Source organism: Hyphomicrobium sp. 1Nfss2.1 (genome assembly GCF_965243865.1).
GTDB lineage: Bacteria > Pseudomonadota > Alphaproteobacteria > Rhizobiales > Hyphomicrobiaceae > Hyphomicrobium_A.
Window position 1 is genome coordinate 3,161,749 of the sequence record NZ_OZ251603.1, and the last position, 12,885, is coordinate 3,174,633.

12 protein-coding genes are annotated in these 12,885 nt (G+C 63.2%); 4 read left to right on the top strand and 8 right to left on the bottom strand.

Annotated features, from left to right (window positions below; all coding sequences use genetic code 11):
• Window positions 1–18: 18 nt before the first annotated feature.
• From ACP15D_RS15340 to ACP15D_RS15365, 6 genes are all read right to left on the bottom strand, one after another.
• On the bottom strand, window positions 19–1,281 hold the full coding sequence (locus tag ACP15D_RS15340) for a tyrosine-type recombinase/integrase (protein WP_424958305.1): 1,263 nt from the start codon (window positions 1,279–1,281) through the stop codon (window positions 19–21).
• A gap of 339 nt (window positions 1,282–1,620) precedes the next feature.
• Window positions 1,621–3,204, bottom strand: a complete 1,584-nt coding sequence (locus ACP15D_RS15345; protein WP_424958306.1) for a DHA2 family efflux MFS transporter permease subunit — start codon at window positions 3,202–3,204, stop codon at window positions 1,621–1,623.
• Window positions 3,201–4,427 carry an HlyD family secretion protein gene (locus ACP15D_RS15350; RefSeq protein WP_424958307.1) on the bottom strand — a complete coding sequence of 409 codons (1,227 nt, stop codon included), beginning with the start codon at window positions 4,425–4,427 and terminating at the stop codon, window positions 3,201–3,203. Before ACP15D_RS15350 ends, ACP15D_RS15345 begins: the two co-directional genes overlap by 4 nt.
• Before the next feature lie 250 nt (window positions 4,428–4,677).
• A complete protein-coding gene (locus tag ACP15D_RS15355; protein WP_424958308.1) occupies window positions 4,678–6,075 on the bottom strand; it encodes a glutamate decarboxylase in 1,398 nt (465 codons plus the stop codon).
• A 147-nt stretch (window positions 6,076–6,222) separates the two neighbouring features.
• Window positions 6,223–6,672 carry a hypothetical protein gene (locus ACP15D_RS15360; RefSeq protein WP_424958309.1) on the bottom strand — a complete coding sequence of 150 codons (450 nt, stop codon included), beginning with the start codon at window positions 6,670–6,672 and terminating at the stop codon, window positions 6,223–6,225.
• A gap of 109 nt (window positions 6,673–6,781) precedes the next feature.
• Complete coding sequence (locus ACP15D_RS15365; RefSeq protein WP_424958310.1) at window positions 6,782–7,237, bottom strand: NUDIX domain-containing protein; 456 nt, start codon at window positions 7,235–7,237, stop codon at window positions 6,782–6,784.
• 126 nt (window positions 7,238–7,363) lie between these two features.
• Between ACP15D_RS15365 and ACP15D_RS15370 the strand changes: the two genes are divergently transcribed.
• Window positions 7,364–8,656, top strand: a complete 1,293-nt coding sequence (locus ACP15D_RS15370; protein ID WP_424958311.1) for a DNA recombination protein RmuC — start codon at window positions 7,364–7,366, stop codon at window positions 8,654–8,656.
• Here ACP15D_RS15370 and ACP15D_RS15375 read toward each other — a convergent pair.
• Both ACP15D_RS15375 and ACP15D_RS15380 read right to left on the bottom strand, forming a co-directional pair.
• On the bottom strand, window positions 8,653–9,231 hold the full coding sequence (locus ACP15D_RS15375; protein ID WP_424958312.1) for a phosphatase PAP2 family protein: 579 nt from the start codon (window positions 9,229–9,231) through the stop codon (window positions 8,653–8,655). The two genes, ACP15D_RS15370 and ACP15D_RS15375, sit on opposite strands and share 4 nt — an antisense overlap.
• Window positions 9,232–9,369: 138 nt before the next feature.
• Window positions 9,370–9,873, bottom strand: a complete 504-nt coding sequence (locus ACP15D_RS15380; RefSeq protein WP_424958313.1) for a CreA family protein — start codon at window positions 9,871–9,873, stop codon at window positions 9,370–9,372.
• A 132-nt stretch (window positions 9,874–10,005) separates the two neighbouring features.
• On the opposite strand from ACP15D_RS15380, the gene ACP15D_RS15385 reads away from it, so the two are divergent.
• From ACP15D_RS15385 to ACP15D_RS15395, 3 genes are read left to right on the top strand one after another with little or no spacing between them, the layout of a single operon-like run.
• On the top strand, window positions 10,006–10,482 hold the full coding sequence (locus ACP15D_RS15385) for a hypothetical protein (protein WP_424958314.1): 477 nt from the start codon (window positions 10,006–10,008) through the stop codon (window positions 10,480–10,482).
• A gap of 48 nt (window positions 10,483–10,530) precedes the next feature.
• Window positions 10,531–11,019 carry a YcgN family cysteine cluster protein gene (locus ACP15D_RS15390; RefSeq protein WP_424958315.1) on the top strand — a complete coding sequence of 163 codons (489 nt, stop codon included), beginning with the start codon at window positions 10,531–10,533 and terminating at the stop codon, window positions 11,017–11,019.
• A 16-nt stretch (window positions 11,020–11,035) separates the two neighbouring features.
• Window positions 11,036–12,853 carry an ABC-F family ATP-binding cassette domain-containing protein gene (locus tag ACP15D_RS15395; RefSeq protein WP_424958316.1) on the top strand — a complete coding sequence of 606 codons (1,818 nt, stop codon included), beginning with the start codon at window positions 11,036–11,038 and terminating at the stop codon, window positions 12,851–12,853.
• Window positions 12,854–12,885: the final 32 nt, after the last annotated feature.

A 12,885-nucleotide genomic window follows, 5' to 3' on the forward strand; every position in this document is an offset into this window, starting at 1 on the left:
TTAACTCCACCTCTCGGCTTACCCCCGCTTGCCGGCATCCGACAGCTTGTCCATCTCCTGCATCAGCTCGGCGAGCTTGCCCTTGAGGCTGTCGAAGGTGCTTGCAGCCCGCTGTCGCTCGACGTGTGATCCACCAGGCAGTGTGCCGGACATCATCGCCTGCGAAAGCGCAGAGCCCGTCAGCTCTGCCAGATGGCTAATAGGATCTGCCGCAAGGTGTGCGTAACGCGCTGTCGTGATCGGCGTATTGTGACCGAGCAACTTGCCGATGACGGGCAAAGTGCCGCCGCTTAGGACCGCGAAGCTCGCGAACGAGTGGCGCAGATCGTGGATGCGCACATCCGGGATCTCGGCGAGCCGGCGAACGCGGATCCACGACGCTTGTAATGCCCTCAGATGCTCGCCCTCCGTATGGCCAATTAAAACCCACGGACAATGCTCAACGCGGGGAATAGAAATTAAAACGTCAATGGCCTGCTGATTGAGCATAATGGGCTTAGCTCCCGTCTTGCTGTCGGGAAGCAGCAGGAGACGGCGCTCAAGATCGACGTACGACCACTTCAAGGTCAGAATTTCGCCCAGCCGTGCCCCGGTAAAGATGAGTAATCTGAGGCCGGCAATGGCGGAAGGAAGCATATCGCCGGACGCCTCGAAATCGGCAAGCGCCTTTCCCAGCCGCATCAACTCATCGGCTGAGAGAAATCGTTCGCATTTCTTCTCCTTATAGCGCTGGACTTTGCGAACGGGGTTGCTGTTCTCGGGACGCCAGCCCCACACCTCGGCGAGGCTAAACATCTTAGAGAGCTGACCGAGTACGCGGTTCGCCGCACCAGGGCCGCCACGAATGTCGCGACCGCCCGAGCCACCCTCGCGGCGGCGCGCAGTGCGCCTAGATGTTTTCCCCTCGCGGATGGTGCGCTTGAGATCCTCGACATCGGCGCGGGTGATTTCCGCGACCGTCCGATCTCCCCAGAGCGGAACGATGTGATTTCGGTTGTTGCGCTCATAACCCTGCACAGTAAGGGGTTTGTTGTGCTGTCGAGAGTGCTCGTCGAGGAAGCGCACGCAGAGGTTCTCGATCGTCGGTTGGTTACGCAGGGCCTCGCGCACCGCGACGACGTTCACGCCCTCGCGGATCTGGCCCCATAGGCGTTGGGCCTCCTTGCGGGCGCTCTCCACCGTCCAAGGTGAGCCGTGCTCGCCGATGGTGATCCACCGTTGCCTGCTGTTGATGCGCACCTTTAGCGCATAGACCACGTGGCGCCTATGGCGGCGCGCCATGAAACCTTTTACAGTGGTGTCGAAAACAATTTCGCCCGGTCTCAATGCATCGACCGTTCGCTTTGATAGATGTTTTGGGCTTGGCATTGCGCAGCTCCGAAATGCAATAAAACAAGCAACCCGTCGGCAACCTACTGGATACTTGATCGGAGGAAATCAAGGGCAAACAGGCGTGAAGCACAATAGGGAAAATCAAAGGCTTGCGCATTATTGGGTAATACTGAAATGCAGAAAGTGTCGCCTTAAAATCCTGAGGCGGCAACGCCGTGTGGGTTCGATTCCCACCGTCCGCACCACCCTTAGTCGAGCATCATAGCGCTATGCGCCAAGGCGGTCGGGTTAGTGCGCTGCATGCACTGGCTGGCCGCCCGTGACGCTGCGCAGTGCGAGGGCCAGCGGGACCACTGCCAAAGCCACCAGCGTCAAAGTCCAGAACACATCGACGTACGCGAACAGCGAAGCCTGCGCCTGCACGGTCTGCCCGATCCAGGCCAGCGCCTGTTGCTTCGCCTCCATCAGCGAGCTCCCCTGCCCGACGAAATACTGCGTCACCTGATGCAACGTCTGCTGGAACGGCACGCTCGACGGGATCGTGTTCTCGACCAGCCGCGCCTGATGAAACTGCTCGCGATGCGCCAGCACGTTCGACGCCAGCGATACCCCGATCGACCCGCCCGTGTTACGCGCCACGTTGATAAGCGCCGAAGCCTGATCGTACTGTTTCGGCGGCAGTCCCTCGTAGGAAGCCGTAATGATCGGAATGAGGATCAGCGGCAGTCCGAGGCCTAGCAGCATGCGCGAATCCGCGAAGAACCAGAAGTTTAGGTCCGGGTTGATATTCGTGAGATCGTACATCGACAGCGCGATGATCGATCCGCCCGCCGCAATCAGATACTTGGGCTGCACGTGCCCCGACATCCGCCCGACGATGAACATCATCGCCATGGTGACGAGACCACCCGGCGACAGCACGAGGCCCGCCCACGTAGCCGTGTAGCCAAAGTCTTCCTGCACCAGCTGCGGTAGGAATTGTGTCGTCGCGTAAAGTACGACGCCGAACGATCCCATGATGAGAAAGCAAGCGCCGAGCTGCCGTGACGCCAGCATTCGGATGTCCACCATCGGGTTAGCGCGCGAAAGCTCCCACGGGATCATCATAAGGAACGCGAGCGCGCACACCGCCGCGGTCGTCACGATCAATGCCGAACTGAACCAGTCATCGATCAGGGCTCGGTCGAGCACCACCTCCAATGCGCCGAGGAACGTCGCGACGAGCGCGAAGCCGATGAAATCAAACCGCACACGCTCGCCCCGCGCTGGAGCTTCCTCGCGCAGCACCAGCCAGATGAGCCCTATCGTCAGCAGTCCAACCGGGCCGTTGATCAGGAAGCACCAGTTCCATGACCAGTTGTCCGAGAGCCATCCCCCGAGCGTCGGCCCGACCACAGGCGCCACCACCACCGCGACGCCGAACAGCGCGAACGCCTGACCGCGCTTCTCCTGCGGGAATGAGCTGGCAAGGATCGACTGCGCCACGGGAACCATCCCCCCGCCGCCTAGACCCTGCAGCACGCGGAAGAACAACAGACTGTCGAGATTCCAGGCAAAGCCGCAGAGCACGGAGCTGACAGTGAACAACCCGAGACAGGCGATGAAGAACCCTTTGCGGCCGAAGCGTCGGGCAAAGAAGCTGCTGGCGACAAGTGCAACCGCGTTGGCGACGAGATAGCTCGTCACAACCCAGGAAGCTTCGTCCACGCTGACGCCCAGGCCGCCCGCGACGTAGCGCAGAGCAACGTTGGCGATGGTCGTGTCCAGCACTTCCATGAACGCAGCGAGCGCAACCAGCACGGCAACGAGCCAAGGGTTTTGCACGCCGGCACCGATTGGCGCTCGTGGTGGAGCTGCCGCGCCCGGGGTCATAATAGCCTCTCGATGCGCTCGTAGAGCGATGGGGCAGGATTGACACGCACCGTTGGCACCACTGACATGCCTGGCCCGAGCGCCACATCGCTGGGCGCATCGTCGAGAACGATCTTCACCGGCACGCGCTGCACGATCTTGACGTAGTTGCCCGTCGCATTCTCCACCGGCAGCAGCGAGAACGCAGTTCCCGATCCCGGCTGCACGCTGGCAACGTGCCCATGTATGACCCGCTCGGGATAAGCATCGAGGCTGATTTCAACCGGCTGCCCCGGCCGCAAGGCATCGAGCTGCGTCTCTTTGAAATTAGCCGCGACCCAGATCTTGTCGGGAACGAACATCGAAAGGTTGGTGCCCGGCTGCGCGAATTCGCCAACTGCCGCAGTTAGCTGCACGATGTGTCCGGGCTGCGCCGCCGTTATGGTCGCATACGAAAGGTTGAGTAGAGCTTGATTGAGCTGCGCCTTCGCCTGTTCGACCTGCGCCAACGCTTCGTCCCGATCAGCCTTCAACGAGTCGATCTGCCTCTGGTCGAGCGCGAGAGTGGCCTGCGCGCTGTCCACCTCCGCCTGCGTCTGGCTTTGTTGCGAGGTGTACTGCTGCGCCTTCTCCACCGTGCCGAAGCCATCGCGCGCCAAGTGCTGGAAGCGCGCCGCTTCTTCCTCTGCGAAGAGATGCGACGCTTTCGCCTGAGCGACGTTCGCATCGTCGGCAACGATCTTGGCTTCTTGCACTTTGATGTCGGCTTCGACCTTCTTGACGCCCGCCTCCGCATTGGCGACGGCCGCTCTCGCATTCTCGACCGCGATCTTGTAATTGCGCTCATCGATGCGCGCGATGACGTCACCCGTCGCCAGATGCTGGTTGTCGGTGACGGGCACCTGCGTCAGATAGCCAGAGACTTCTGGCGCAACCGCGAATGGCCGCGATGCGATGAATGCGTCGTCCGTCGATTCGAACCGCGCCGCCTGGTCCCAGTAGAGATAGCCCGCCGTGGCCAGCAGCACGCCTAACAGCGCACCGGCCACGGACGCCCGCGGGTGCCGGCGCAAGAAGCTCGCGTCGGTCGTGGCCGCGGCGACGTCGGGAGCGTTTTGCGGAGACAAGCCTTGCGGTTGCGACGGCTCCGGCGCCGCCTTCAGTTCAGGCTGAACACGGCCCGCTGGCGCGGCTGATGCGAGCTTTGCCTCGCGGGCGGGTGAGTTTTTGAGGTCGAGCACCATCGGCTAAATCCCTGAAACTTCGACCGCGAGAACACAATGCCTTGCGACACAACTGGTGTGCCACATGCCGCCGTGGGCCCGGATACTTTTCGAAATGTAGGGAGTTCGCGATGGCGCGGCCATTGCGCGCTGGTTCGACAAGGCTAACCGTTGGTGGCGCCCACCCTGTCCTTTGGTATAGAGACGACGCCCCGCCGCGGGCCCACGTACGATTAGCTGCGACGATGACGTCGGGCCGCGACGCAACGAGTCAGTGATGGAAGCCGGTGGCCTCTTCGCTCTTCAGCGGACTGGCGGTGGGATGCGCACGAAGGTGCTCGATGGCGGCCTTCATGTCCGCGATGAGCAGCGAAGCGAGGTCATAGCTCACTCCGTTGCGCACCAGGATGCGTTGCACTGTCTGGCTGCTGCAATTGGCTGGGAGCGTGTACGCCGGCACCTGCCATCCGCGCACGCGAAAACGGTCGGCGAGGTCGAATAGCGTAAAGCCGGGATCTGTTCCGTCCTTGATTTTCCACGAGACCGCTGGGATGCCACGCGCCATGTCGCCATCGAAGATCATCTCGAACGGTCCCATCGCCGCGATCTCGCTAGCGAGATAGGCCGCGCTGCGATAGCAGGCGGTGTGCACCTTGCGGTAGCCCTCGCGCCCAAGCCGCAGAAAGTCGTAGTACTGGCACACCACCTGTCCGCCGGGGCGCGAGAAGTTCAGCCCGATGTCACGCATCTCTCCGCCGAGGTAGTTCACCCAGAACACCATGCTGTCGGGCAGGTCGTTTTCTTCGCGCCACAACACCCAGCCAACGCCCAGCGGCGCAAGACCGAACTTGTGCCCCGATGCGTTGATCGAGCGCACGCGCGGCAGGCGGAAGTCCCACACGAGTTCCGGCGCGCAGAACGGTGCGAGGAAGCCGCCGCTGGCAGCGTCCACATGGATTGGAATGTCGAGGCCCTTCTCCCTTTCGAGTTTATCGAGCGCTTCGCTGACGGCCTTCACCGGCTCGAACGCGCCGGTAAATGTCACGCCCAGCGTCGGCACCACGCCAATGGTGTTTTCATCGCAGCGGGCCAGCACTTCTTCGGGCGTCATCAATAGTCGCCCCGGCTCCATTGGGATTTCGCGCAGCTCGATATCCCAATAGCGCGCGAACTTGTGCCAGCAGACTTGCACCGGTCCGGTCACGAGGTTGGGCTTGTCGGTCGGCTTTCCGGCCGCACGCCGGCGCGCTTCCCACCGCCGTTTCATGGCAAGGCCACCGAGCATCGCCGCCTCGCTCGATCCCGTCGTCGAGCAGCCGACGGCATTGTCGGATTGCGGCGCGTGCCACAGATCGCCGATCATGCGCACGCATCGCCGCTCGATCTCGGCCGTTTGCGGATACTCGTCCTTGTCGACCAGATTCTTCGCGATGCATTCATCCATCAGGCGATGGACTTCGGGCTCTTCCCAGGTCTGGCAGAACGTTGCGAGGTTCTGGCGCGAATTGCCATCGAGCATCAGCTCATCGCGCACCGCCGCATAGACGCGGCGCGGATCGCGCTCGCCTTCCGGGAAGGCAGACTTCGGCAGGCCGGAAGCCAGATCCCCCGCACCATAGGTCTCGTCGTCGAATTCGCCCGGGACTAACGAGAAGGCTTCCGTCGGCATTGTGGCTTCCTCACCTGCTTGAGTGAGGATAAGGCAGCCCCATTCCTAGCCATTCCGTTCAAATGCCGCGATGCGATCGCTCTTGGTTCCTGTTCTGCTGTAACCTGTTTCAGATCGGAACGCTGAGCGAACACGGAGCAGGACCAATCAGCGGCGGCTGAGGCTCAGCGCTGCTGAATTGCTGTCTCCCGATAGCGTGACCGATTGACTGTTGCCGCTGAGCACGACACGGATGCTCCCGGTAACATTGTACTCGGTGTTGTGAAATGTGCCGCGAAATCTATTTCGGCTGACTTCGTACACGGTAGCGCTCTGCGATGCTTTGCCCGACGCCGTCGCACACGTCGCACTCAGCGAAAAGCTCTTCCCCCCATTAGGGCTATAGTGCGCGCGGCAACGTGCACGCTCGCGCTTTCCATTCGAGAACGACACCCAACCGCTGCCGCTCCAGCTCCCGGCCAGGCTGCCGCTCCCCTTTGCGGGTTTGCTTTCAGCCGCCGGTGCCATAGCCAGAAAGCTGCCCGCCGCCACCAGCGTAGCCGCACCCAGCATCGACCAGACCGAGAACTTTGATCCCCCAACGATCGTCTTCAGCATGTCGCGCGCCTCGATGTTATGTTTCGAACGTAGAGTTCAACGATAAACGAATATCAAAGTGCCGTAGCGCAAAGCAGCAAAATTCATCTGCATTCGCAACCCCTCGCGGCTAATCGAGCTTCGATGCCAGCCGATCGAGGAACACCATTTGGCCCGGCAGGATCTTTTGCCGCGCGACATCGAGCGAGAACCACTCGGCGCGATCTATCTCGGGGAACGATTGGGTTCGGCCGCTCTTGGGCGGCCATTCGAGCGGGAACGTCAGGCTGACCAGAGCAGAGGCGTCCCAATCGCTTTCGATAGCCCAGATGTGCACGCGCTTGCCGCTCGGTTGTCGCGCTTCGCCCAGATCGAGCACATCGCCGAGCGGGCGAAACCCTGTTTCCTCCGTAAACTCGCGCTGCGCGGCAGCCAGTATCTCTTCGCCCGGCTCGACCTCGCCTTTGGGTATGCTCCACGCGCCGAGGTCCCGGCGTCTCCAGAAGGGCCCGCCGGGATGGGCCAGAAGTACCTCCAGCATGTGGGGCTGCCGATAGAGCAGAATTCCGGCACTGAGGCGTGACATGAGCCGCGCTTCGCCTCCCTGCTTGTCGGGGTACGGCCCCGATCTGCCTCGATCTTAGGCCAAAGGCCGCAGCAGCGGTACCGCCGCCCGAATTCTGTCCGACCGAATCAGCTATCGCTTCGAGCTATGCGCGAGTTGCTCACCTCTCTGGATTTTACCGCGATCGAGGATTTCCTCTCCGAGAACGCGTTGGTGCTCACCTGCGCGGCGATCGGCATTTCCGGTCTCGTCACCGCTTTCGCAGCGCTTCTCTCTTCTGCGCGTTCGCGCACCCGCACCACTGAATCGGAGTTTGCCGAGCTCAAGGGCCGCATCTCCGCCATGGCCGAGCTCTCGGTGCAGCAGAGCGCCGAGCACTCACGCAGCCTCAACGATCGCATCGACTCTCTCGCGCGCAATGTCTCTCAGGCACTCGACGCCACTGCGGTACGTCTCGGCGAGAATCTCAACGCAACAGCCGTGCGCCTCGGCGATAATCTCAACGCGACCGCGGCCCGTCTGGGGGAAAACATCAATTCCACCGCGGCTCGGCTCGGCGACAACATGAGCGAATCCGAGCGCCGCACCTGGGAAAGCCTCTCGACGCTGAACGAGCGCTTAGCGCTCATCGACGAGGCCAACCGCAGCCTGTCTGAGCTTTCGACGGAGGTCGGCTCCCTGCACGGCGTGCTTGCCAACAAGCAGGCGCGCGGTGCCTTCGGCCAGATGCGCATGGAGACCATCGTCCGCGATGCGCTCCCCTCCGGCGCCTATGACTTCCAGCCCACACTCTCCAACGGCAAGCGGCCCGATTGCGTCATCCGGCTGCCCAACACTGAAGCACTTGTCGTCGATTCCAAGTTCCCGCTCGAAGGCTTCGAGGCGCTGCGCGTCGCCCAATCGCCCGAGGAGACCAAGGCCGCCTTCGCTGCGGTGCGCGAGGCAGTCGGCCGGCATGTAGCCGCCATTGCCGACAAATACCTCATCCCCGGCGAGACCCAGGAAACGGCCCTGATGTTCGTGCCGTCTGAATCGATCTGCGCCGATCTCTACGAGAAGTTCCCCGATCTCGTGCAGGGTGCCCACCGCGCCCGCGTGATGATCGTGTCGCCCAACACCCTCATGCTGGCGGTTCAAACGGTGCAGGCGCTGCTGAAAGACGCCAAAATGCGCGACCACGCCGACGTCATCCAGCGTGAGGTCGGCCTGCTGATCGGTGACGTCGCCCAGCTGGTCGAGCGCGTCTCCGATTTGGAACGCCACTTCGCGCTGTCAGGCAAAGCCCTGGAGAAGGTCACCGCGACGACCACGAGGATCCTCGCGCGGCGTGATCGGCTCAACGTGCTCGACCTCGACGCTATGCAGGGCGCCGACACGAACGTCACCGCACTGTCCGACGCTGACGCGACCGGCAAGCGATCGTTGTCGCGTCAAAGCTAGCCGCGGCCGTTGTCGTCGCGTGTTCCCGGCGCGCCCGTTACGCACAAGATCAACGCCGCAAGCGCAAACCCGGCCAGTACATCGCTGGGGTGATGCACGCCCTGGTAGATGCGCGACAGCCCGATGGCCCCGATGAGCGCCACCGTTGGGACCAGCACCACCGCGCGCTGCCACCGATCCGGCAAGCCCGAGGCCACCAGCAGCCCGATGAAGCCGAAATAGCAGGCAGAGAAAAGCGCGTGTCCGCTGGCGAAGCTATAGCTGTCAGGCGCCACGCCGAAGAACGGCTCTGGACGCGGCCGCGCGACCAGCAGTTTGACGAAGCTGTTTGCAGCGAGAGCCACGCCCATCACCAGCAGCAATCGGATCGCAACAGCGCGATTGCCGAGCAGCAGCAGCGCGCCCGCGACCACGGCAGTCATGAAGTAGATGGCTTTCCACGAGCCTAGCCTGTTGAGCGCTCCGCTAAGGTCCGTCAGCGCAGGGGACGAGAAGCCGTGCACGTAAGTGCGGATGACGGCGTCCGCGTCATCCACCAGCCCGATGGTGACGCCCACAGTCAGCAGGACGAGCACGAAAATCGACCTTTGCGTGCATCGGGATTTGCCCTGCCGCCCTTGCACGTTGCCCGCCACCCTCTGCCCCGCAATCGCTTCTGGTTCCGGTCGCTCTATGCAGCAAGTGGCGGACTTTTCCTAGCCGCTCACGCCCCGCTAGTTTGAAACCCAGTCGGCACACTTCGCCGGCGGAGCGGCTTCGCCCCACGGACTGATCGGCACCGCGGAGGTTGAGTTCTCCGGGCTGCCCTCGATCATCTTATCGGTGTAGATCATGTAGACGAGCACGTTGCGCTTGGCATCGCATCCGCGCACGATCTGCATCTTCTTGAAGATCAGCGAGCGGCGCTGGCTGAATGCCTCATCGCCCTGCTCGAGCTTGCGCTTGAACTTGATCGGCGCCACCTGCCGGCACGCGAGCGACGCGTTGGAAAGCTCCTCCGCGAGACCGAGCCAGCCTTTCCAGCCGCCTTTCTCCGGCACAGTGAAATAGCAGGTGACACCTTCGACGTCGGGATCATCGATCGCGTAGGTGCCGAGCTTGTGATCGGGCGACAGCAGCTTCCACACCGTCGTCTTCTTCATGATGAGGTCGGGATCCTCGGCGGCGGCGGGCACGGCCAGCAGCAAGGCCAATACAATGCAGGCAATCGCGCGCATTCCTGTTCGTCTCCATGACGCGGGATCGCTCTCAAGCCCGCTCCGATGGGACCAGATGGCCCCGCCGCCCGCGCAGTACAAGTTTTACCGCACCGTGCTATGCCTGCGCGCCTTGGTCACCCGGAGGGATACATGGCGCGCAGATCGATCGGCGAAGCGGCAAAGGTCGTGATCGCGGCCGTCGTGCTCGGCCCCCCGCTCGGCGGTGCCGCGCTCATCGCTCTGATGCAGATTGTGCCCTGGATCGCGACCGACTTTCCGGTGTCGGTGCCCGAATTCAGCCAGAACCTTTTCAGGTCCATCTCTATCGCGGTGCCGCTGGCGTACGTCGTCGGCCTCTACTCGGCCATCCTCGCCGGACTTGCCCTCGCCGCCTACGTCTCCTGGGGCGGCCGCCTCACGTGGTGGTCCTGCCTCGCCGCTTCGCTCATCTATCCCGCCGTCCTCGCGATAAGCGGTTGGTTCAGCCTCCAGGGATCGCCCGAGACCCTTCCCCCTGTGATGATCAATGCCGCGATCATGGCGATCGCGTCGGCCTGCGGCGCCGTGCTGACCTACCTGCTCCTGCATCGCACCGGGTTCGTGCGCCGTCTTAACGCGCGTCAGTAATTCAACGATAAGGTGACGCCACGGGGGGATGTGTTACAAGGCGCCCCCATGAGCAAAAGCACCACCAGCCAAGCCAGGAAACAGCAGGACGCCCCCGGATACCGTCCGTTCTGGGAGACCAAGTCCCTCCACGCCATGTCGCACGCAGAGTGGGAATCCCTCTGCGACGGCTGCGGCCGGTGTTGCCTCCTGAAGGTCGAGGACGAGGATACCGGCGACGTTTACCTCACCCGCCTCGGCTGCAAGCTGCTCGACACCAATTCCTGCCGTTGCCGCGACTATCCCAACCGCAAGAAGAAAGTGCACGACTGCCTCAGCCTCACCCCTGGCGATATCGAGAAGATGCCCTGGCTTCCCGCCACGTGCGCCTATCGCACGCTTCATGAAGGCCGCAGCCTCGAATGGTGGCACCCGCTCGTCTCCGGCGATCCCGAGACCGTGCATGAAGCCGGCATCTCCGTGCGCGGCTGGTCGCGCAGCGAGAAGGGCGTGAAGCCGGACGCCATCGTCCGTTACATCATCGGCGAAGCCGGCTGATCATTTCGGACCCAACATGGCCCCTCCACTTCTGCAACTCAGCGACATTGCGCTGACCTTCGGCGGTCACCCGCTGCTCGATGGCGTCGAGCTCTCGGTCTCCGCTGGCGAGCGCGTCTGCCTCGTCGGCCGTAACGGCTCCGGCAAATCGACCCTGCTGAAGATCGCCGCCGGCCTCATCACGCCCGATGGCGGCAAGCGCTTCGTGCAGCCGGGGGCCTCCGTGCGCTACCTGCCGCAAGAGCCAGACTTCACAGGCCACGACACGACGCTGTCCTATGCCGAGGCGGGCCTCGGCGCGAGCGATGACACGCACCAGGCGCGCTATCTCCTCGAGCAGCTCGGGCTCACCGGCGACGAAGATCCAGCCCACCTGTCAGGTGGCGAGGCCCGCCGCGCTGCCCTCGCCCGTGTGCTCGCACCACAGCCCGATATTCTTCTGCTCGACGAGCCCACCAACCACCTCGACATGCCCACCATCGAGTGGCTGGAATCGGCGCTCGCCAGCCAGCGCGGCGCGCTGGTCCTCATCAGCCACGACCGCCGCTTCCTCGAAACGCTCTCGCGCATCACCGTATGGCTCGACCGCGGCCATGCCCGCCGCGTCGAGATCGGGTTTAGAGAGTTCGAAGCCTGGCGCGACCAGCAGCTGGCCGAGGAAGAGGTCCAGCAGCACAAGCTCGACCGCAAGATCGTGCGCGAGGAGCACTGGGTTCGTTATGGCGTCACCGCGCGCCGCAAGCGCAATGTGCGGCGCATGGCCGAGCTGGCAGGACTGCGCCAGCAACGGCGCGAGCATCGCAAGGCTGCCGGAAAGGCGGTGATCGAGGCGGCGCAGGCCGAGAAGTCCGGCGCCCTCGTCATCGAGGCCAAGGGCATCTCCAAGAGCTACGGCGAGCGCAAGATCGTCGACGATTTCTCCGCCCGCATCATGCGGGGCGACCGCGTCGGCATCGTGGGCCCCAACGGTTCGGGCAAGACCACGCTGGTCAGCATGCTCATCGGCGCGCTTCAGCCCGACAGCGGCGAGGTACGCCTCGGCGCCAACATCGAGATGGCGACGCTTGAGCAGGATCGCGACAGCCTCGATCCCAACTGGACGCTGGCCCAGGCCATGACCGGTGGCCGCGGCGATCACGTCGCCGTGGGAACGGGCCATAAGCACGTCGTCAGCTACATGAAGGACTTTCTTTTCCAGCCCGAGCAGGCGCGTACGCCCCTGCGCGTGCTGTCGGGCGGCGAGCGCGGCCGCCTCATGCTCGCACGCGCCCTTGCCAAGCCCTCGAACCTTCTGGTGCTCGACGAGCCGACCAACGATCTCGACCTCGAAACCCTCGACGTGCTCGAGGAAATGCTGAACGAATACGCCGGTACGGTCCTCCTTATCAGCCACGACCGCGACTTCCTCGATCGCATCGTGCACTCCGTCATCGTGCCTGAAGGCGGTGGCCGTTGGGGAGAATACCCGGGCGGCTATTCCGACATGCTGATGCAGCGCGGCTCCGACCTCGCCGGGCATCGCACAACCAAAGCCAAGCCGGCCGCGAAAGCAAAAGACGATGCCGCTACCCCGGCGGCGCCACCAGCGTCAAAACGGCGTCTGAGCTTCAAGGACAAGCACGCGCTGGAGACACTTCCCAAGCAGATGGCCGCGCTGCAGGAAGAAGCAAAGAAGCTTGGCCACGCGCTCGCCGACCCGCAGCTCTATGCGCGCGATGCGAAGGCCTTTTCCGATAAGTCCACGCGTCTCGCCACCGTCGAAGCCGAACTCGCCTCGGCGGAAGAAAGATGGCTCGAGCTCGAAATCCTCCGCGAGGAGATCGAAAGCTCCTAAAGCTTCCCTCGCCCCGCCTGCGGGGAGAGGGT

Bases quoted from the DNA above. Each gene is read 5' to 3' on its own strand.
- ACP15D_RS15340 (WP_424958305.1), bottom strand. From the start codon at position 1,281: ATGGCGCGCCGCCATAGGCGCCACGTGGTCTATGCGCTAAAGGTGCGC.
- ACP15D_RS15345 (WP_424958306.1), bottom strand. From the start codon at position 3,204: ATGACCCCGGGCGCGGCAGCTCCACCACGAGCGCCAATCGGTGCCGGC.
- ACP15D_RS15350 (WP_424958307.1), bottom strand. From the start codon at position 4,427: ATGGTGCTCGACCTCAAAAACTCACCCGCCCGCGAGGCAAAGCTCGCA.
- ACP15D_RS15355 (WP_424958308.1), bottom strand. From the start codon at position 6,075: ATGCCGACGGAAGCCTTCTCGTTAGTCCCGGGCGAATTCGACGACGAG.
- ACP15D_RS15360 (WP_424958309.1), bottom strand. From the start codon at position 6,672: ATGCTGAAGACGATCGTTGGGGGATCAAAGTTCTCGGTCTGGTCGATG.
- ACP15D_RS15365 (WP_424958310.1), bottom strand. From the start codon at position 7,237: ATGTCACGCCTCAGTGCCGGAATTCTGCTCTATCGGCAGCCCCACATG.
- ACP15D_RS15370 (WP_424958311.1), top strand. From the start codon at position 7,364: ATGCGCGAGTTGCTCACCTCTCTGGATTTTACCGCGATCGAGGATTTC.
- ACP15D_RS15380 (WP_424958313.1), bottom strand. From the start codon at position 9,873: ATGCGCGCGATTGCCTGCATTGTATTGGCCTTGCTGCTGGCCGTGCCC.
- ACP15D_RS15385 (WP_424958314.1), top strand. From the start codon at position 10,006: ATGGCGCGCAGATCGATCGGCGAAGCGGCAAAGGTCGTGATCGCGGCC.
- ACP15D_RS15390 (WP_424958315.1), top strand. From the start codon at position 10,531: ATGAGCAAAAGCACCACCAGCCAAGCCAGGAAACAGCAGGACGCCCCC.
- ACP15D_RS15395 (WP_424958316.1), top strand. From the start codon at position 11,036: ATGGCCCCTCCACTTCTGCAACTCAGCGACATTGCGCTGACCTTCGGC.